General features: G+C 71.1%; 20 protein-coding genes and 1 pseudogene. 16 read left to right on the forward strand and 5 right to left on the reverse strand.

Features of this window, described 5'->3' with window-relative positions; translation table 11 throughout:
- The first annotated feature begins 171 nt into the window (after positions 1-171).
- The 15 genes from OEIGOIKO_RS07595 to OEIGOIKO_RS43460 all read left to right on the forward strand — a co-directional run bounded on the left by OEIGOIKO_RS07595 (position 172) and on the right by OEIGOIKO_RS43460 (position 12,992).
- Positions 172-561: a hypothetical protein gene (locus tag OEIGOIKO_RS07595; RefSeq protein ID WP_125053089.1), complete on the forward strand. Its 390-nt coding sequence runs from the start codon at positions 172-174 to the stop codon at positions 559-561.
- A 61-nt stretch (positions 562-622) separates the two neighbouring features.
- Complete coding sequence (locus OEIGOIKO_RS41470) at positions 623-772, forward strand: hypothetical protein (RefSeq protein WP_170251622.1); 150 nt, start codon at positions 623-625, stop codon at positions 770-772.
- A 49-nt stretch (positions 773-821) separates the two neighbouring features.
- Complete coding sequence (locus tag OEIGOIKO_RS07600; RefSeq protein ID WP_125053091.1) at positions 822-1,211, forward strand: hypothetical protein; 390 nt, start codon at positions 822-824, stop codon at positions 1,209-1,211.
- Positions 1,208-2,041, forward strand: coding sequence for an SPDY domain-containing protein (locus OEIGOIKO_RS07605; protein WP_125053093.1), 834 nt, complete (start codon positions 1,208-1,210; stop codon positions 2,039-2,041). Before OEIGOIKO_RS07600 ends, OEIGOIKO_RS07605 begins: the two co-directional genes overlap by 4 nt.
- Complete coding sequence (locus OEIGOIKO_RS07610) at positions 2,038-2,895, forward strand: SPDY domain-containing protein (RefSeq protein WP_246177253.1); 858 nt, start codon at positions 2,038-2,040, stop codon at positions 2,893-2,895. Before OEIGOIKO_RS07605 ends, OEIGOIKO_RS07610 begins: the two co-directional genes overlap by 4 nt.
- Positions 2,892-3,485 carry a hypothetical protein gene (locus OEIGOIKO_RS07615; protein WP_125053095.1) on the forward strand — a complete coding sequence of 198 codons (594 nt, stop codon included), beginning with the start codon at positions 2,892-2,894 and terminating at the stop codon, positions 3,483-3,485. Before OEIGOIKO_RS07610 ends, OEIGOIKO_RS07615 begins: the two co-directional genes overlap by 4 nt.
- Positions 3,485-4,243 (forward strand): SPDY domain-containing protein, encoded by a 759-nt coding sequence (locus OEIGOIKO_RS07620; RefSeq protein ID WP_125053097.1) that lies wholly within the window; start codon positions 3,485-3,487, stop codon positions 4,241-4,243. The genes OEIGOIKO_RS07615 and OEIGOIKO_RS07620 overlap by 1 nt, the downstream gene beginning before the upstream one ends.
- Before the next feature lie 33 nt (positions 4,244-4,276).
- A complete protein-coding gene (locus OEIGOIKO_RS07625) occupies positions 4,277-6,067 on the forward strand; it encodes a type IV secretory system conjugative DNA transfer family protein (RefSeq protein WP_125053099.1) in 1,791 nt (596 codons plus the stop codon).
- Positions 6,068-6,138: 71 nt separating this feature from the next.
- Complete coding sequence (locus tag OEIGOIKO_RS07630) at positions 6,139-6,750, forward strand: hypothetical protein (RefSeq protein ID WP_125053101.1); 612 nt, start codon at positions 6,139-6,141, stop codon at positions 6,748-6,750.
- A gap of 153 nt (positions 6,751-6,903) precedes the next feature.
- On the forward strand, positions 6,904-7,704 hold the full coding sequence (locus tag OEIGOIKO_RS07635; RefSeq protein ID WP_246177254.1) for a hypothetical protein: 801 nt from the start codon (positions 6,904-6,906) through the stop codon (positions 7,702-7,704).
- A 127-nt stretch (positions 7,705-7,831) separates the two neighbouring features.
- Positions 7,832-8,260 (forward strand): hypothetical protein, encoded by a 429-nt coding sequence (locus OEIGOIKO_RS07640; protein WP_125053103.1) that lies wholly within the window; start codon positions 7,832-7,834, stop codon positions 8,258-8,260.
- A gap of 104 nt (positions 8,261-8,364) precedes the next feature.
- Positions 8,365-9,243 carry an adenine nucleotide alpha hydrolase family protein gene (locus tag OEIGOIKO_RS42085; protein ID WP_125058560.1) on the forward strand — a complete coding sequence of 293 codons (879 nt, stop codon included), beginning with the start codon at positions 8,365-8,367 and terminating at the stop codon, positions 9,241-9,243.
- Positions 9,240-10,430, forward strand: coding sequence for a DNA cytosine methyltransferase (locus OEIGOIKO_RS07650; RefSeq protein ID WP_125053105.1), 1,191 nt, complete (start codon positions 9,240-9,242; stop codon positions 10,428-10,430). The genes OEIGOIKO_RS42085 and OEIGOIKO_RS07650 overlap by 4 nt, the downstream gene beginning before the upstream one ends.
- A complete protein-coding gene (locus OEIGOIKO_RS07655) occupies positions 10,430-11,551 on the forward strand; it encodes a DnaB-like helicase N-terminal domain-containing protein (protein WP_170251626.1) in 1,122 nt (373 codons plus the stop codon). The genes OEIGOIKO_RS07650 and OEIGOIKO_RS07655 overlap by 1 nt, the downstream gene beginning before the upstream one ends.
- Positions 11,552-11,603: 52 nt before the next feature.
- Positions 11,604-12,992, forward strand: a complete 1,389-nt coding sequence (locus OEIGOIKO_RS43460; protein WP_125053107.1) for an SPDY domain-containing protein — start codon at positions 11,604-11,606, stop codon at positions 12,990-12,992.
- 79 nt (positions 12,993-13,071) lie between these two features.
- Here OEIGOIKO_RS43460 and OEIGOIKO_RS07665 read toward each other — a convergent pair whose 3' ends face one another.
- On the reverse strand, positions 13,072-14,061 hold the full coding sequence (locus tag OEIGOIKO_RS07665) for an ATP-dependent DNA ligase (RefSeq protein ID WP_125053109.1): 990 nt from the start codon (positions 14,059-14,061) through the stop codon (positions 13,072-13,074).
- A 340-nt stretch (positions 14,062-14,401) separates the two neighbouring features.
- Between OEIGOIKO_RS07665 and OEIGOIKO_RS07670 the strand changes: the two genes are divergently transcribed.
- Positions 14,402-15,040, forward strand: coding sequence for a ScbR family autoregulator-binding transcription factor (locus OEIGOIKO_RS07670; RefSeq protein ID WP_125053111.1), 639 nt, complete (start codon positions 14,402-14,404; stop codon positions 15,038-15,040).
- 39 nt (positions 15,041-15,079) lie between these two features.
- Here the strand turns inward: OEIGOIKO_RS07670 and OEIGOIKO_RS07675 are convergent, their stop codons facing one another.
- From OEIGOIKO_RS07675 to OEIGOIKO_RS07690, 4 genes and pseudogenes are all read right to left on the reverse strand, one after another.
- A complete protein-coding gene (locus OEIGOIKO_RS07675) occupies positions 15,080-15,286 on the reverse strand; it encodes a hypothetical protein (RefSeq protein ID WP_125053113.1) in 207 nt (68 codons plus the stop codon).
- Between the two features lie 248 nt (positions 15,287-15,534).
- Positions 15,535-16,421, reverse strand: a pseudogene (locus OEIGOIKO_RS07680) (DUF5655 domain-containing protein).
- A 434-nt stretch (positions 16,422-16,855) separates the two neighbouring features.
- The gene (locus tag OEIGOIKO_RS07685; protein WP_246177255.1) at positions 16,856-17,479 is read right to left on the reverse strand and encodes an ANTAR domain-containing protein; all 624 of its coding nucleotides are present in this window, start codon (positions 17,477-17,479) and stop codon (positions 16,856-16,858) included.
- A gap of 390 nt (positions 17,480-17,869) precedes the next feature.
- Positions 17,870-19,066, reverse strand: coding sequence for a YncE family protein (locus OEIGOIKO_RS07690; RefSeq protein ID WP_125053117.1), 1,197 nt, complete (start codon positions 19,064-19,066; stop codon positions 17,870-17,872).
- Positions 19,067-19,619: the final 553 nt, after the last annotated feature.

Here is a 19,619-nt window from a genome sequence, read left to right on the forward strand (position 1 = left end):
CCCCGCGCGACCTCACCCGGACACTGACGGATCGAACGGATCCGCACCACGTCAGCGCACCGCCCACCCGCACCCCCGCCATACCGGCCCCGGCCGGCCCAGCCCCGCCCGCACCGACCGGGCGCAGTCCGCCATCCAAGCGCCGGTGGCCCTCGCAGAATGGAGCGCCCCGTGAGCCTGGCCGACGAATGCGGCACCGATGTCGAGATCTACCGCCGTGCCTTTGACCGCACCATCTACGCCGACAGCCGCACCGCAGCACCCGAGACACTTCTGGCCCTGCTGGACAGTCTCGGCCTGCAGCGCCATGGCCAAGCCATCTACCTGTGGCACCAGGTCCCTGACCACATCCCCGAGGCCCAGCAGCACCGGGTGGCCAGCAGCGCCGTTCCCTGGCTGCTGGCCGCCGGATACCGCGTCAACATCGCGAAAGAGATCTTCGACGAGGCCGCCTACCAGCAAGCCGCCCGCCACGTGCAGGGCCAGCGTCCCGGCACGCCCCGGTCTGCAGGGCCCGTGCCACCCAGCGCCCCTGCTCCCGGCTCCCGGAGCAGGCACTGACCAGAACACGTTGCCCCGCTCTGGAGAAACGATTCCCCTCTGTCCTCGCCCGCTGCCCCCGATGTCCCCGCGGCGCCCGGCCCGGCTCGCGGCCTTCCTGATCCGCCGCTACCTGCACACCTGCACCCTCGGCAGCGACCGGCGCCCCATCCCGCTGGCCACCAGCCCCTACGCCGCCCTCGACGAAGCCCGCCGCAGGCCGCCCTCCTGAACCTTCCTGGCGTCCGTCCGTCGCACCGATATCCGTTTCACGGAGGAAAATGACCGACCCGACTCCCTTCTCCGTAGGCGTCGCTGACGACATCGCCCACCAGCTCGGACAGCTCTCCGAGCTGATCTCCCAGGCCCCGCCCCGTGAGGCCGCCCAGGCCCTGGCCCGGGTGCTGGACTGCGACACGGGGCTTCTGGGCCGGATGGCCGCACTGCTGGACACCGGCTCGCGCATCACCCGCGATCACGCCGAGAGCGGTGCCCTGCGGCCCGAGGTCTGCCTGGCGGTGGGCCGCGCCGCCAACGACCTCCACGAGCTAGCCGCCGACTTCGACGTGCACGCCGAGGACCTCAACCATCTCGCCCAGCCCCGGACCGCTGCCCACGGGCCGGTGCCCAAGCCGGTGGCCTCGGCCATGGTCGTGCGGAGACGCCGATGAAAAAGCATCAGCAGGCCCGATGGGGACCGGGCGCAGGCGAAGTACCCCAGCAGCACTACCTCGTCGCGCCCCGGCACTTGGCCGGCGCCGGAGACCTGCGGCACATCACCGAATACCTGTGCGCAGCCGGCTGGAAGGACCACACCCCCCGCCACGGTTCGCCCGTCTCCTTCGAAAACCGCGACCGCACCATCCGTATCGGTTACGCCAACCACATCATCCCCCCGATGTGGACCATGTCCGGCGGGCCGAAGAACGCCCCCGGGCAGAGCTGGCACGCCACCTTCGACGCCGCGACGCCGGTCGAGATCATCGCGGGATTCACCGACACCCTTACCCGGGCCCGCTCCCCTCATGCCCCGGACGCCTGGCGCCCGATGACCGCCCAGGGCTGGCGCGCCGGGGAGGGGCAGCACCCCACCGTCACCAGTCCTGACGGATCCGCCCGCCTGCAGTTCCGGGAGGAAGAGGACAACACCATGTGGTGGGCAGCGGCCAGGACCACCACCGCGGCAGGCCAGCATGTGGTCGCCTGGCGGGCGGTCTTCAGCGAGAACACCCCGCTGCACGCCATCGAGGGCTTCGCCGCCACCCTGGCCGATCCCAGACCGCTGCTGCGCCCGCCCGGCCACGTCCCCTTTGCCGCCGCCCAGCACGCCACGGTCACCCCGTACATGGTGCTGCCGTCCCAGCTGCGCGCCCTGCAGCAAGACCGTGTCGCCGCGGCCCGCACCCCGGCCCGGCGCACCTGGGGCACCGTCCAGCCCCGCCCCCACATGCCCGCACCAGCGGCGTACGCCGCAGCACACCACGGCGGTCGGCAGCGATGAACCACCAGTACTTCTTCACCCGCGCCAACGAGCCCGCCAACCGCATTCAGTTCGCCACCACCCCGCCCCATCTGGCCGGAGCCGGCGACTTCCGCCACATCACTCAGGCCCTGCGCGCCGCCGGGTGGAAGAACCACTCCGCGCCGGATTACCCCCACGTCATCCTGGCCAGCCCCGACTATGCCTCCAGCCTCGTCCTGGAACCCGGAGCCCGCTCCGACGCGCTGGCCTGGCGCCTTCGGGGCCACACGGACGGCAGATCGTGGCGTGCGGCGTTCGACGGCAACCTGCCGGTGGAAATCCTCGCGGGCTTCACCGACGCGCTCCTTCACCCCGCACCGTCCGAGCCGCCCGAGACCTGGACGCTCCTGACGCAAGCGGGCTGGACCTACGAGCGCGACGACCAAGGCAGCGAGCAGAGCGTGCACCCGGACGGCACCGTCCGCGTACTGCGGTACGCGGACACCGACCTCCGTCCCTGGCAGGCCGAGGCCACCAACCCCCATGGCCTCGGTGGCCGCCACATCTGGCGGGCCTACATCGACCAGGCGACGCCACCGCACCTGACCACCGGATTCCTCACGGCCCTGGCCACCGACCGCCCCCTGCAACGCGGCATGGGCGACGTCCCGCACACCCACCTGGTCACGCAAGAACGCACCGGCCCCCAGGCCGAACAGCTCATCGCGGCCCACCGCCAACGTCTGGCCGACGCGCGCAACGCCGCCCGCCGGATCCGGCGGGCCACCGCACCCGAAACCCAGCTCCACACAGGCTCGGCCCAACCGCGCAGCGCCGCCCCACCGGCTCGTTTCGCAACGCCCGGCACCCACCCCACCCGGAAGATTCAGTGACCGCCTCACCCTCCGATGCCGTTCACCAGCAGCGCCTGGACCAGCTCGCCGCGTTCTTGCGCGAGAGCGAACAGATCCTCGCTGACTGGGACGTCTACTCCGACGAGCACACTGATCTCGACGGCTGGCCCCACGACCCACATGCCTACGGGCTGCGGGCCAGCCGCCGGGATGCCGACGCCTGGCGTGCCTTCAACCGCGTGCGCAGCCACGCCAAGGAGCTGCTGAGTACCGCCGCGGGCCAGATACGGCGACTGCCCGCCCGAGCCATCCAGCCGCGCTGGACGTGGCAGCTCGCCGCCCTCGATGTCGCCCTGGACCAGCTCAATGCCGTGCAGCGCACCTGGCTCGATGACCGCGACAGTCTGCCGGCCGCCGCGCGGCCGGGCACCGAGGCGTACGACGACGCCCGGGCGGAGCGGGACGCCGAAGCCTGGCACTACCTCTATGAGTGGTCCAACCACGGCCAGGTGCTGCTCGACATCAACACCACCGCCCAGCACACACCCCCGCGCGCTACACCCCGCGCCCCCGCGCCCGCACCGGCGGCCTCCTCCGCCACGTCCCCTACGCCCCGGAGGCAGCGCTGATGCCTGACAAGATCGACATCGCCCTGGTCGAGCCGCGCTGCATAGCCGGCGGCGGTGATCCGTCCTGGATTACCGTTGCCCTGCACCGGGCCGGCGGCTGGAGTTACGGTCACGACCCGCTGATGCCGCGGGTGCTGCTCTCCAGCCCCGACCAGCAGGCGCTGCTGCGGCTGGAGCCCGACGCCGACGGCCCGTGGTGGCGGCTGGAGCACACCGCAACCGACGGGCAGCGGGCCTGGTCGGCCAGCTTCGGCGCCCGCACCCCCGTCGAGATCATCGCCGGGCTCACCGACGCCCTCACCGTTGCGGAGACCGCGCCAACCTCCGACCCGTATGAGCCGCTGCACCGCGCCGGCTGGCGCACCGACTCTGCCCGCAAGGCGTTCGTCTCCCCCGACGGATACGTCCGCATCGAGCACTTCACCCACAGTTCCGGTTTCTGGTTCGCCAGGGCCGCGCTCCCGACCGTCGCCCACGGGGTGATCTGGCAGGCACACCTGAGCGGCGAGACGCCGCCGCACCTGGTCGCCGGCTTCACCCGCGCGCTGGCCGACGACACCCCACTTCGCCGCGGCCTCGACCCCACGCGCATCCCCTACTACGGCACCCCGCACACACATGTCACCCCGTGCCAGGTACCGGCCGCCACCGTCGCGTCCGCGCTGGAGCACCGGGTCAAGGACCTCACCGCCCGGCGAGCGGGCGCCCCACGTCCCGCGCCGCAGCCACCCGAGACATCGCCCCGCCGGACGCGCTGACCCGCATACCCCGCATGCCCCTGGAATCCACTCTTGCCCAACTCCTCCTCCTCTTCCGGCGCGGGCACCGACATCGGCTTCAAGATCCTGCTCGGCGTCATGGCCGCGGCGGTGCCCCTGGCCAACCTCGCCTGGCTCGGCGGCAATCTCACCGCCTCTCTCACCGACACCGGCCCCTGGGCCCCGTACGAACCCACCAGCGCGCTCCTGCAGCCCGAACGCCTGTGGCCCGAGACCGCAGAAACGTCCCTGCTGGTCGGAACCCGCATCGCCCCGCTGAGCCTGCTGCTCCTCCTAGGCGTGCTCGCCGCCGTGCTGTGGGCGCGCCACAAAAAGGGCTCCGGCAAGACGAAGGCCGTCGCGGGCATGGCCAAGCGGTCCGACATCGAGCCGCTGCTCGCCAAGCAGATCACCGCCAAGGCCCGCAGCCTGCGCCCCAGCCTCAAGGACGCCAAGACCATCGCGGCCCAGGACACCGGCATCCTGCTGGGCAATTTGGCCGGCACCCGGCATGAGGTCCGCATGGGCTACGAGGACGTTGCCGTGGCCATCATGGCGCCGCGCTCGGGCAAGACAACCTGCCTGGCCGTCCCTGCCATCCTCAACGCCCCCGGACCGGTCCTGCTGACCAGCAACAAAGCGGCCAACGACGCCTACACCGCCAGCATCGACGTGCGCTCGCGCGTGGGACGGACGTGGTCGATGGACCCGCAGCAGATTGCCCACGCCGAACGCACGATGTGGTGGAACCCGCTCGCCGACGCCATCACCCTCGACGGCGCGAACCGGCTGGCCGGGCACTTCCTGGCCGCCAGCGTGGACGCCTCCCAGCAGGGCGACTTCTGGTCGAAGGCCGGTTCCAACATCTTGTCGCAGTTGCTGCTGGCCGCCGCCCTCGACGAGCGGCCGATCACCGACATCATGGCCTGGCTCGCCTTCCCCGCCGACCGCACCCCGCTGGACATCCTGCGCGATCACGGTTTCGCCGCCGTCGCCGCCCAGCTCAAGGGCACCGTCGAGGGCCCGCCGGAGACCAGGGACGGCATCTTCGAGACGGCCCGCCAGTACGCCGCGGCCCTGCTCAACGCCGAGATCGCCGCCTGGGTCACTCCGCAGAAGGACGTTGAGGAGTTCCGACCGGCGGACTTCGTCACCAGCCGCGACACGCTGTACTTGCTTTCCAAGGACGGCGGAGGAGGAGCCAGCGCCCTGATCGCCGCGTGCGCGGACTCCGTCATGCGGGCCGCGACCGCCCAGGCCGAACGCGCCGGCGGACGCCTCGATCCCCCGGCGCTGGCGATCCTGGATGAGGCCGCCAACGTGTGCAAGATCAGCGACTTGCCCGACCTGTACTCCCACCTGGGCTCGCGCGGCATCATCCCGCTGACGATCCTGCAGTCCTACCGGCAGGGCCAGAAAGTCTGGGGGGACGCGGGCATGGACGCCATGTGGTCCGCCTCCACCGTCAAGGTCATCGGCTCCGGCATCGACGACCCCGACTTCGCCGACAAACTCTCCCGGCTGATCGGTGACCACGACGTGGAGACCACCTCGACCTCGCACTCCGAGTCCGGGAAGTCGACCTCCGTGTCGATGCGCCAGGAGCGGATTCTGCCCGCCGATGCGATTCGCGCCCTGGCCAAGGGCACCGCCTTGTGCTTCGCCACCGGCATGCGCGCCGCCATGCTCACCCTTCGTCCCTGGTACGCCGAGCCCGGCGCCGCGGAGCTGTCCGCCGCCTCCGCCCGTGCCTCCAAGGCCATCACCGAGCGCGCCGTTGCCAAGGCTGCCCCGGCCCAGTCCGGCTTCACCGCCGCTGCCTGAAGCCCCGGCGCTCACGCGGCCACCGGCGGCAACTTTCCTACCCGAACCCCGCTTTGCCCCTTCGGAGCACCATGGCCTTTATCGACCACAACGATGTCGTCATCGGGTCCACCGACGACGGCCACACCTTCGTCCTGCTCAACCGGGCCATCCCCCCGGCCCAGCGCATCTTGACCGATCACGGCTTCACCGCCCGCCAGCCCAGCGGCCCGGGCCGCCCGCTGTATCTGCTGCCGCCCGCCTACGCCGGCGAGCAGGCCCACACCCGCACCGGCGATGCCATGCATTTCCTCTTCCAGCACACCTGGGACGTGTCCGACCTGAGCTGGACCACGCGCTGGAACCCGGACGTGCCGCTGCCCGAACCGGATGTCCACTTCAATGTCTCCGGCGAGCGCGTCACCGCCACCGCCCGCACCGACGCCGCCCGCCGCGTCCTGGCCAACCACGGCTTCACTGCCACCCCGGACGGTTACGCCCTGTCCGCCGGCACGGACGAGACCCGGCAGCTCGGCGCGGTCGTCAAGGCGGAGATCGCTCTGTTCATGGAGAACCTGGGCGCCCGCATCGGCCTCGGCTTCCGCACCCCCGCCGACATCCCCGCCGCCCCCGCCCGCACCCGCGGCCACACGCCCACACCGCCCGCAGCCCCGGCTCCGGACCGGCCGCGCCGCACCCGCTGACAGCCCTGACGCCTTGCCGAGCAGAGCCGCCGCCCCGCGGAGCCGTCCGTGTGGCGCCGGTGTCGTCTGTGAACGCCCCCCGCCGCCACGCCAACGCTCACTCGGCGGCCCGGTACGCCGCCCCCCACACCGAACGGAACCGTCCCGCCGCCGATGACCGCACCCACCGCCCCAGCCGAAAAGCTCCTGCTCCTGGGGGGCGACTTCGCCCGCCAGAACGACTACCTTTCCCGCCTGCGGCTGGACGGTCTCAGTCCCGCGACCGCCCTGACGCAGCAGGCCGTCCCCACCCAGGACCTGGCCCGACTGGCACTGGACATCGTCGATGGCCTCGACGCCCATCGGATGCACCACAGCCCGGAGATCCGCACCGTGTACGCGCGGGTCCGGCAGCTCGCCCACCTGGCCACCGCCGCAGCCGGCCACCTCCTGGACGCCGAGGACATCATCGACGACGCCCGCGCCTGCGTGCCCGTCAAAGGCGACGGCCCCCTGTTGACCTACCAGCAGGCCCTGCAGACGGCCAACAGCCGCCTCATCCTCGTCCGGGAACTGACCGCCCTGGGCCCCCAGGACACTCTGACGGCCGCGGAAGTCCTCGTCACCGAACGGCGCCGCCGGGGCGATCTGCCCCCACAGCAGCCGCCCGGCTTCTCCCCCGCCCAGCACGCCGCACTGCGCGCGGTGGCCCGCGGCGAAGTGACCGTTGCCAACGGCAAGCCGTACCTGCGCCGCGATGACTGGAGCATCACCCTCGCCACTCTCCGCTCGCTGGAAGCCCGCGGCCTCCTCGTCCGCGAGAAGTGCCCGCTGTGGCTGCACGACGAGCGGGTGCACCTGAGCGCCGACGGCCGTCGCGACCTGATCGCCACCTTCGGCCGGCCCCCGGCTCCCAGGCGCACCGCCGCCCGCCCGGCCCCGGCGCCCCAAGCCACCCCCAGCCGCTCTCTCTAACCCGTCCCCGGGAGATCCCACGCCCACCGACGACACCCCGACCCCGCACGACATCGCCCTCGCCCTCGCCCTCGCCGCCCAGATCCACCCGGACGCCGCGCCCCGCGACGTAATCGCCAGCTTCAGCGTGCGCCGCCAGGCCGGTCCCCGCTTCGGCTACCGGGGCACCGGCGGCCCGGTCAACGGCGTGGCCCGCTCCCTGCACGCCCGGCTGTACGGCCTGCCGGCCGCCCCTTCGCCGCTGCCCACGGCGCTCGACGAACTCCTGCAGGCCCTCGGAACGACACGCGACGGTGACCAGCGGCAGGCAGTGCTGACGCAGCTCGCCGACCAGCTGCGCAACGCCGCCGAAATCCTCGAATGGGCCCGGGACAACGCGCGCCAACTGCCCGCCCCTGTCTGGGAATGGCTGCGCGATGCCACCGACACCACCCGCCACCTGGCCGACGGCCTCGACAGCGTGCGCCCCTCGTTCGCCGCACCGCAGGCCCCCGCCGCACCGCTTCCCCCGCCGCCGGCGCCTGCCCCGTCCCGCGCCGCCCCCGTCCGGCGCTGACCGCACGCCTCGGCTGCCGACCCCGTACACCGCAAGGACGCCCCATTCCCGCAACCCCCGCCTTCCGTTCCCTCTCCCTTGGCGCCGGTGTTCAGTCCAGTGCCCTGCTCGCCCTGTCCGCCGAAGGGGCCCTGCCGCCCGTCGACTGCGCGATCTTCGCGGACACCGGGTGGGAACCGCAGGCCGTTTACGACCATCTCGACCGCCTGGAGAAGGAGGTGGCCGAACCGGCGGGCATCCCCGTCCTGCGCGTCTCCTCCGGCAACATCCGCAACGACGCGCTCAACCCGGACCACCGGTTCGCGTCCATGCCGCTGCACGTCCTCAACCAGGACGGCAAGGCCGGGATGACCCGGCGCCAGTGCACCGGCGAATACAAGATCAAACCCATCAAGAAGCAGGTCCGCGCCCTCCTCGGCTACCCGTATCCGCGGCGTATCCCCAAGGGTGTGTTCGTCGAGCAGTGGGTCGGCATCTCCACCGACGAGTTCCACCGGGCCAAGGACGCCGACGTCGCCTACATGCGCAACCGGCACCCGCTCATCGACCTGGGCTGGTCGCGCGCCGACTGCCTGCGCTACCTCAAACAGCGCGGCCTGGCCGACACCCCGAAGTCGAGCTGCCTGGGCTGCCCCTTCCACGGCAACGCCCAGTGGCGCCACATCCGCGACCACAGCCCCGCCGAGTGGGACGACGTCGTCGCCTTCGATGCGGCCATCCGCGGCGGCAACGCCCGCGCAAACACTTCCGGCAACCAGCTGCTCGGCCAGGCGTTCTTGCACCGCTCCCGCGTCCCGCTCGACCAGGCGCCCATCGACCACGTCACCGCCGCCGAATGGGCCGCCCGCCAGGCCGAACTCGGCGACCAGGCCCCGGACCCCGACACTCTTGTCGCGCTGGAAGAAGGCGTGGCCGACGGCTGCTCGCCCTGGGCCTGCCGCGGCGAGCAGCCGGAACAGGACGACTTCGGGCTGGCCGCGTGATCCTGGACCTGTTCGCCGGGCCCGGCGGCTGGTCCTACGCCCTGTCGCTGCTCGGCGTCCGGGACATCGGGCTGGAGTGGGACGCGTGGGCCTGCCGCACCCGCGCCGCGGCCGGGCAGTTGACACTGCGCACCGACGTCGCCCGCTACCCGGTGGGACCGTTTCTCGGCCGCTGCACGGGGCTGATCGCCTCGCCTCCGTGTCAGGCGTGGTCGATGGCCGGCAAGCGGCTCGGCCTGCTCGACCAGCCGCTGGTCCACCAGGCCGTCGCCGACCTGGCCGCCGGACGCGACACCCGCGACAAGCTGCTCGGCGCCTGCCGGGATGAGCGGTCGCTGCTGGCCGCCGAGCCCATGCGCTACCTCCACGCGCTGAACACGGCGGGCGAGCCGGGATGGGTGGCCATTGAGGAAGTGCCCGACGTCCTGCCGCTGTGGAAGCAGTACGCGGCCATCCTGCGCTCGTGGGGCTTCTCCGTCTGGACCGGGATCCTCAACGCGGCCGACTTCGGCGTGCCGCAGACGCGACGGCGGGCCATCCTGCTCGCCTCCCGGACCCACCCCGCCGCACCGCCGGAGCCCACACATGCCCGCGTTCCGGAACCTCCCACGCTCTTCGGCCCCGGCCGGGACCGTTGGATCTCCATGGCCGAGGCCCTCGGCTGGGGCGCCACCGACCGGCCCGTGCCCACCGTGTGCGCCGGAGGCGGACCCGGCGGAGGCCCCGAACCCTTCCCCTCCGGCTCGCGCAAGACCCTCGCCGACGCCCGCGACCGCGGCACCTGGCAGCCCCCGCCCCGCACCCGTGGCACCGGCGGCCCGGCCGGCACCGCACCGGCACGGACATGGTCGCTGCGCACCAACAGCCAGACCAACGCCACCATCCGCCGCGCCGACGAGCCGGCCGGCACGCTGTTCTTCGGACACCGCGCCAACGAGTGCGTCTGGGTCGCCGAACCCGCCCACCCGACAACGGCCGAGGACGCCCCCGCGCCGGAGGCAATTCGCATCACCGCCCCGGAGGCGGGCGTGCTGCAGACCTTCCCCGCCGACTACCCGTGGGCCGGCAACAAGGGCCAGCAGTTCTCCCAGATCGGCAACGCCGTCCCACCCCGGCTCGCCGCCCACCTGCTGGCCCCGCACCTCGGCCGCCCCCTCGGCCCCGACGACCTCACCCTGGCCGCCTGATGCGCCACCAACCCCCTGCACCCGAACCCGACGAGGCCACCGGACTGGCGAACGCACATCCTCCGGCCCCGGTGCTCTACGCCGAGCAGGCCCTGCTCGGCGCCCTCCTCCTCGAACCCGCACGCCTGGACAAACTCAATCACCTGGCCGCGGAGCACTTCGGCGACCACGCCCACGGCGCCCTGTACGCGGCGATGCGTACCGCTGCCGTACCTGCCGCCGCCGAGCACCGTAAGACCCCGGTCTGGTTGCGGCGCGTTCTGGACGCGGCACGGCCCCAGGCGCCCGGGCTGACCGCCTCCTACCTGCACACCCTCGTCCAACGCTGCCCCTGGCCCGGGCACGCGGCCGCCTACGCCCGCATGATCCAGGCCGACCACGCCCGCCGCATGCTGCGGGAGCACGCCGACCGCCTCGCCCAGGCCGCCACCGATGCATCGCTGCCCGGCCCCACCGCCACCGTACTGGCCCAGTGCGACGCCCTGGCCGACGCCTTGGAGGCGCTGTCGGGCCAGTTCGCCCCGCACCCCGGCTCTCTGCCCCGCACCCCACAGCCCCCGCCCACCCGACGCACTGCCGGCGAGGAGGCGCTGGAGGAGGAACGGGCGCTGCTCGCGTGTGCAACAGCACGGCCCTCCAGGCTGCGGGAGATGCGCTGGCTGCAGCCCGAGGATTTCGCCCTGCCGCTGCACGGGCAGCTCTTTACGTGCCTGACCGCGCTGGTGCACCGCCGCGAACCGGTCGACGCGGTCACCGTGCTGTGGGAAGCCCAGCACCAGCACCTGCTGCACGCCGGCTTCACCCCCGCCGACCTGATCGATCTGCTCGCCACCCCGGTCGGAACCCCCGAACACTGGGGCGAGAAGATCCTGCGGCGCGCCCTGCTCGCCCAGGCCCACACCACCGCCCTGCGCATCCGGGCGTTCACCGACGATGCGGCCAACACCCCGCACCAGCTCGCCACCGGCAGCCGCCGCGCCCTGGCCGACCTGACTGCCCTGCGCACCCGCTGGCAGCACGCCACCCACGCTCCCGCCACGCCCCGCTCCCCAGCCGTGCCCCGCGCCGGGCCGCGCCTGCGATCCACCGCCGCCTCCCCGACCACCCGAGTCTCCCGATAGCCCACCTGCCCGGCCGAGCCGCCGTATCCGGCCGGGCCCGGAAGCGAGTGCCTTGCCCCAGTCCGACACCGCCGCCCATGTCCGCCTCGACCGCCACCCCCACCACACCTCCGCCGTCACCGCCACCCTCACCGGCTCCTCCCCCACCACGGCCCGGGCCCTGCTGAGCGTCCACGGCTTCCGCCCCACCGGCGAGCAGAGCCTGGTCCTGGCCCGCATCGACCACGAAGAACCCCACTACGCCCAGCAGGCCGCCCAGGCGCTGCGGGCGGCGGGCATCACCGTCGCCATCACTCCCGCGCTCCAGGAAGACATCGACACCGAGTGGGACTGGGCCGGCCATCCCCTGCACTGGCTGGACCGCGACGAGATCCGTGACGTCTCCAACCAGGCCCAGCAGATCCACGACGACATCGTCGCCGGGCGCCTGACCATCCACCTGCACGCCCATGACGGCTGGACCATCGTCGCCGTCGGCACCTACCGCGACGGCCGCGGCGTCCACCTGCACGGGGAAGACCACCTGCGGCAAATCGCCACGGTCTACACCGGGCCGACCGAAGCCCTCACGGAATTCGAGCGCCTGCACGGCGCCGCCGTGCGCCCCGGCCCCGCCCCCGCCACCGACGCGGAACAAGCCGCCGCACAGGCCCTGGCTCCCGCACGTGAGACGCAGTCACAGACCGAGACGCAAGAGCCGGCGACCCGCACCGTCCCCGTCTACGCCGCCGATGCCGGCGACCACGAAGCACTGCTGGCCGACTTCCTCGACAACCACCGGGACTGGGAAAAATATCGCACCTGGAGCGACGAGACGACCGTCGCCAGCCACAAATCCCTCACCCGGCGCGCCCAGTTCACCCACGAAGCCGCCCCCAAGGAAACGGCCTGGGCCTTCGCCGCCTACGACTCCCCCGTCGGCGACCGCCTCTGGCACGCCACCGCCACTGCCCGCACCCCAGCGGCCCTCGTCCGCACCCTGCTCGACACCCTCACCTCCCCGGACGCGCACCGCCCCAGGCCCGAAAGCGGGCCTGGACACGCCCGCGCCACGGGCCCCGAACCAGCCCTGGCCACGGCAGCCTCCACCTTGCTGGAAGCGGGCTGGCAGCAGACGAGCTACACCTGGGGCATCCAGTGGACACCGCCCAACGGCGACGGCGCCGGCCTGCGCTTCGACGCCCGCACCACCCGGACCGCCGACAGCCTGCCGGGCTGGACCGCCTGGGCCGGCACCAGCACCGACCGGCCCACCTGGCGCTTCCGACTCTCCCCGCAGACTCCCGTCACCGCCCTTGAGGACCTAGCCCACGAACTCGCCCACGGGCAGGTCACTCATCGGCTGCCCTCCACCGGCTCACCGCAACGGGCCCACCACACCGCACCGGCCCCCACCCTCCCGCCCCAGCCCCCCACAACCCGCGCCTCCCGGACACGCTGAGCGCCGCTTCACATCCCAGCCCTCCGAGGGTCAGGCCGGGCAGACGGACCGGGTCCGAGCCAGCACCACCTGGCCGGGCTCACCCGGCCGAAGGTCCGTTTCCCGACCCGAACAACGCAACGTCCGACGTGGTCATATCCGACCGCAGACGCTGTACCCGCACCGGATGGCGCCACCGGCCCGCGTCAACGGCCGTATCCCCGCTGACCTCCACCACCAGCTCCGGAGCGACCAGCGTGACGCGCAACGTCTCACGCGAGCCCCAGCCAGCAGAAAAGACGCGTCCGCGCCAGGGATGGCCAGAAGCAGCGGGCAACAGCTGCGCTCCCATCTCCCGGCTGAGCTGACGAGCAAGCGGTACGCTGCGGCCCACGAAGCGCAAGTTTTGTCGCTCATCCAACCGGGCGAGCAGAACGCTGGCGGGACAGTCCAACGTCCCGGTGATCGCGCCGGTAATGGCTTCCGCCGTGTGCCGGGTGCGGACCTTTATCCAGCCTCGGACGCCGGGTCTATATGGTTGTCGTACGTTTTTGGCGACGATGCCTTCGATGCCCGCGGCAGCCCACTCCTGCATCCACCGCCTGGCCTCTTGCCGGTCGTAGGTCACAGGGCACAGAGTCCACGGTGGCGTCAGGTGCCATTCCTCGAAGAGAGCCTCCAGCCCGTCTCGGCGCCGCCTATAGGTGCGTTCGGTCAGGTCTTCACCGGCACGACGCAGAAGATCGAAGGCCACAAAATGAGCCGGGCTCTGCGCGATTTCGCGGCGCACCGTTGCCAGCCTCCTGTTCAGCCGTCGTTGCAGCCGGCCGAAGTCCAGTCGCCCTCCATGCCAGATGACGACTTCACCATCAAGCAGCACCTCCTCGGGAAAATCGCGTTGCGCAGCCTCTGCGATGTCACTGAACGCCACGGTCAGCGCAGTGCCCTGGCGTGACTGCAGGTGGACCGTTCCGTCAGCCGCGCGCTCCAAAATGCAGCGGAACCCGTCCCACTTTGCTTCGAAGCCATATTTGCCTACCGGTGGAAGCTCGGTGACGGGCTCGGCCAGTATTGGAACGAAGTCACGCATCGCCACATTTGGACGCCTATCACTATCCGGCAGGGAATGCAGGACCCCATGCCGGGCCCCTCGGCAAGTTCACCGCTCTTGTTACACGCCGGCCCCCTCACGCCGGACCAGCTCCCCTCTGAGCAGCAAGCCTTACGATGTACCGCCCACCTCGGGTAAGCGCTGCCGGGAGAGCCGCATGCCCTGGCCCCCGAGGATGCGGTCGCGAGCCTTCAGCCAGTCCAGGAGCCGCACTCAGACAGCGCTCTGACCACATTTGGGGAGCAACATCCATAGAGCGTGAGCTGCGCCTGAACCCCCGCGGCCTTCCCTCTGTGCACCTTCCGTACCATGCCTAAGGATGACGAAAGAGACGGTGCAGTCAGTGCACGAGCGAGCAGTCGCAACGCGCGAGAGGATCATTCGAGCAGCTTCTGAAGTGTTCGATGAATACGGCTACAGCGGCGCAAGCGTCAGCAAAATCATGAGCCGGGCCGGCATTACCCCCGGCGCACTGTATTTCCACTTTTCCGGCAAGCAGGCTCTGGCCCACACGGTCATGGTGGAGCAGGGCAACGGGCTGGAAGCACCCCCCGGAGACGACGGCCTGCAGCGCCTCATCGACATCAACCTCTACCTCGCGGGCGAGCTGCAGACCAACTCGCTGCTGCGCGCCGGCGTGCGGCTGGCCGTCGAGCAGGGGGAATTCGGCGCTCCGGACGATACTCCGTACCAATACTGGGTCGCCCAGTTCGCCGAGCAACTGCTCGCCGCCCAGGAGAAGGGCGAACTGCTGGCGGACGTCGACGTGCACGAACTGGCCTGGACGCTGGTCAGCTCCTATTCCGGCACGCAGCTCCTTTCCCAGATCTCCACCGGCCGCTCCGACCTGTACCAACGCCTGGTCGCACTGTGGCGCTACCTGCTGCCCGGTATCGCCACCCCCGCCGCCCGTTCCCAGCTGTCCTTCAGCAACCAGTGGGACCATTCAGCGACATGACGGAGGGCCCGCCGGGCCGGCCCGCCTTCGACACCGGGGCTAACCGGGCCTGCTCACCCAGCGGATGACCAGGGCGCAGGCGAGCCCGAGGACCGCAAAGACGCCGGCCGTCTCCAGGCCCCATCGGACCCAGGCGAGCCACTGATCAGTGAGGGCGATCAGCAGGAGGCCGCCCGTCAGCGCCAGCACGGCCATGATGCAGGCGAAGACGGCTACCCGGACCCCTGCGACAGGGGGCGATCCCACCCAGGCGGTGAGGGTTCAGATCGCCTACCGTGACACTCCCTTCGTATAGGCGACAGCCGGGTAGGCGCTCGATGCACCGCGCGCCTACCCGGCGCTTTGTATCAGCGGCTCCCCGGTCAGCCCAACCGGGAAATCACCGCTTCACTGGAAATCCACCGCCACTTCTGCCCCGCCGTCGAAAGGCAGCCGACACCAGACCTGCCCACAACTCCATCCCCGGCCGGGACGACGCCCTGCAGCGTCTCGCGCTACGCCGCGGCGTAGCTGAGACGGAACAGGTCCCGGGCCCGCTCCAGGTCCCGCTCCGAGCGCAGGCGGACCTCCAGGTCGCCGGTGCCGTGGTGGCCCAGCCCCGTCACGTCCCGGGTGAAGCCGGGCACCAGGCCGGTCTCCTTCGGGTCGGCCTTGAGGTAGACGAGCAGCTTGCTCTTCTGCGGCGGGCACACGCAGGCGAAGTTCCGCAGCCGCCGGTACGCCCGGTAGAGGCGGTTCTCGGTCGTGGTGATGTCCTGCCCCAGGCCCAGCAGCGTCTCGTCGACCGCGGCGGCCAGGTCCGCCATCGCCCCCTGGGCCAGGTGCCCGCGCGTCTTCTCGGCCGCGCGGGCGCGACGGGCCGTCCCGGAAGCCGCCGTCTGCCCGGTGACGGAGGCCACCGTCTCCAGGCCGACGAGCTGCTCGCCGTAGAAGCGGTAGCGGACCAAGTCGATGCTGCGCCGGTGCTCGCGCACCGCGTGCACGTCGTAGCGGGTGAAATCGCCCGCCACACAGATCAGCCGCGGCGCGCTCCACCGCACCCGCGAGGCGGCGGCCGCCCCCAGGCGCGCGCGGACCAGGTAACCGAACTCGGCCCGGTGGTCCATCAGCCACGCCAGATAGAACAAGCCCTGGTTGATCACGCCCGCATCCGTGCCGCGCTTGTACTCGACCACCACCGGCGCGTCGTTCTCGTCCAGACCCAGCGAGTCGATCCGTGCACCGGCCCGGTGCTGTACTCGCTCGCCAGGAACCGCACGCCCAGCATCGTCTCCATGTGCGCCTCGATGAGGTGCTGCACATCCGCCTCGACCTCAGCCAGACGCGGCGCGACCTCGGCCACGTTGCCGTTCATCGTGTGGAACAGCTTCAGTCCCGACACCTTCCCCTCTTCGACTCCGCGACCTGCAACGCCTGCGAGGGCCACGATTGTTTCTGCGGAGGGCCGCGAATCGGTGAAGATGATGTGAGAGCCTGACAGCGGGCACTCAGACCTCTCGTGTCCCCCAGACATCGAAAGTCTGCCATTTCCCCATGCGTCCCCCACGCCCCGGGGGGACAGCTCGGGAAGAGCACGTTTGCCCAGGTCAGGCGCCATGCACTCGATGATGGATCGAGTGCCTTCTAAGCACCTGTCCTGCGGTTCCTGGTTCCACGCGTCCTACCGCGCTTCCGGAAACAGTCGTCTGGCTGAGCACGTATGTGCGTGCACGGCGGAGTTCCGCCTTGGGGAGTCGGGCTTGCGGCCAGTCGCCCCTCATGGATTGACGCTCAGCGCGCTACGTCAGCCAGAGTGGCGCGGCCGGGCGTCCGTCGTCAGTCCGCTCGGTCGCCGTCGTCGGTCGTCGGCCGCCGGTGGTGGAGGATGTCATGGGCCAGGGCGGGCAGCGGGCGGCCGGTGGCGAAGGCCGTGGCACGCAGGCGTGCGAGGGCGTCGGTAACGGAAGTGTCCAGGAGACCGGCCAGTATTCCAGTGGCCCGGTAGGTGGTCCCCCAGTGCGCCTCCAGGGTCTCGGCGGGCTCCCACGGCAGCACGTTGTCGGCAGCGAGGTGGGGCAGGCAGAAGTCAGCGACCAGCCCGGCAGTCGCGTCCACGGCTGCGGCGATGTGGACCAGGTCCATCGTGTCCAGGCGCAGCGGTGCGAAGCGCAGGCACTGCGCGGTGCCGAAGGTGTGCGTGCCGAGGGTGAGAGGGAAGGCGTAGACAGCGGCGACATCGGCGGCTTCTTCGTGCAGGCGAGGGGCGAAGAAGGGGTAGGGCATCGGCTGTGTGCGCAGGTCGGGGTAGAGCACGGGCAGGCCGGTGGTGACCGCGTCGGTGCCGGGGCCTTCGCCGGTTTCGAACTGTACTTCTTCCAGGCACAGTGCCGTCGGCCCGCAAGTGCCCAGCATCTGCTGCGTGGCCGGTCCGGTGGACAGGCACAAAGACACCTCTTCCACCGGCAGGCCCCGGCATAAGGCCGCGCACAATCTCTGCGGAAGCTGGGCTCGGTCGCGCTTACGGGCAGCCGCGTGCACCAGGCGTACCCCGTCGAACCCGGGCATCCTGCCTCTTCTGTTTCCGTTATGCCGACACACCGGTGCCGGGTTCCCGTTCCCTGCGGTGGCCAACGTGTCCCTTCGGCCAAACCGGAATACGCCCGTCAGTCCCTGCGCCGGCCGGTACGCGGCACTACCGTTTCAGGGCACCCGGCACTCACCGGCCGAAAGAGCAGGAGAATGCGGGATGCGGGGAGGTTGTGCGCGAGCCGGCGGTCGCGGACCCGCCAGTACGGTTGCTCATGCCGGACCACAGCGTGACGGGTGTCACCAACTTCTTGAAAGGTTCGTTCATCTGGCCGCTTGGGTGGTCCAGCTGGTGAGGATGTGTCCGAGGCGGATGCGCTGGGGGTGTTTTCCGACGTCGGTGGAGGCGCCGCGCCGGCCGGTGGTGAAGTTGATGGCGGTGACGCGGTTGGCGGCGCTTTCGGAGATGACGGCGGCGGTGCCGTCGCCGGTGACGGTGGCCCAGTAGGGCTTGGAGGCGGGGATCAGGGGGCCTTCGTTCAGGGTTTCGCGGTCGATGATGGTGGCGTAGTTGTCCATGACGCCGGCGATGCAGAGTCTGGTGCCGTCCGGGCTGATGGCGATGCCGTGGTGGCGGGAGTCGTTGACCCAGGCTTTTCTGTCGCTGGTGGTGGCCACGTTTCCCGGCAGGGTCTTGATGCGTGTGATGATGTCGCGTTTGATGTCGTATTCGATGAGGCCGTTGAAGTAGGAGACCTGGAAGTACAGGAGGGTCTCGTCGGGGGTGAAGACGGTGGGCCTGATGGAGTGGGAGAGGTCGCGTCGGCCGTAGGCGTTGAGGCGGTGGCGCATGTTGATGGTGCGGACGACCTCGAGTGAGGTGGCATCCGCGATGGTGATGTGCCGGTCGCCTTTGGTCCAGTCGAGCCAGCGGGCGTCCAGGTCGGTGCCGACGTGGCCGACGGACATGTTCCAGATGTAGCGGCCGTCTTGGGTGAAGATGTTTTCGTGGGGTTTGTCGCCGGCGGGGAAGGATCCGTGTTCCTGGCCGGTGGTGATGTCGAGGACGTGGACGGTGCGGGCGGTGAAGGCCGATACCGCCAGGCGGGTGCTGTCGGGGGAGACGGCCATGTGGTCGGTGCGGTGGCCGGCGACCGGGAAGCGCCAGCGGATCTCGCCGGTGTCCAGGCCGATGCAGACGACGTCGGCGAAGCTGGGGCGGGAGACGGCGATGGCGGACCCGTCGGGGGTGGAGAAGACGTCGTCGACGAACTGGTCGTGGCCTTCGCCGTAGATCTGGCGTACGCCGCGGAAGTAGGCGTGTTTCACAGGGCTTTCGCGGATTTCGCGCATACGCTGCTCACGGTCGGGGATGGCGTTGATGCGGCCGATGCGTTCCAGGCTGGCGGAGGAGTCCAGGATGTCGACGGTGCCGTCCCAGTTGTTGCCGACGAAGAGCACTTCGCGCAGGGCGGCTTTGGTGTTGTGGCGGGATCGCGTGGTCTGCTGCTGTGAGGCCATGGCGGGTCTCCTGCGGAAGGCGGAGGAGCTGGGGCGGAAGCTTCGGTGAACGGGTAGGCCGCGTGGCGGGCCGTGCGTGCGCTGAGGGCTTGCCGGGGGATCAGGAGCGGTTCTGGTCGTCGGTGTCACGGGGGGTGTCTGCGGGGGCGGCCCAGTAGGGGTCGAAGCCGCACAGCCCCTGTCGGCGGGAACTGGTGGCGGGTGCGTCGGGGGCCTTTGGTGCGGGCCGGGTGGGTTGCGGCGTGTGGCCGTCGGCCCGGCCGTCGCCCGTGGTTCGCTTCGGGACGCTTGGCCCGGCGGGGGCAGTCGCAGGCGGGGGTGTGCGGCGCACCGCAGGGAAACGACGGCGCTCTCCGCGCCGGGCCGTGACCTGCCGCAGGCCGGCCCGCAGCATCTGCGCCCCGCTGCGGACCGCCTTCAGCGCGGCGTGAAGTCCGCGCCGCTGGCGGGCGGGTGCGTGCCTTCGACCGCTGCGCGGGGGCGGCGTGGGCCGCGCGGCTTTCGCGCGGGGTCCTTGTGTCACCGAAAGTCTCCAAGCCCTGGTGGGAATCGT

This window comes from Streptomyces paromomycinus (assembly GCF_003865155.1).
GTDB classification, from domain to species: domain Bacteria; phylum Actinomycetota; class Actinomycetes; order Streptomycetales; family Streptomycetaceae; genus Streptomyces; species Streptomyces chrestomyceticus.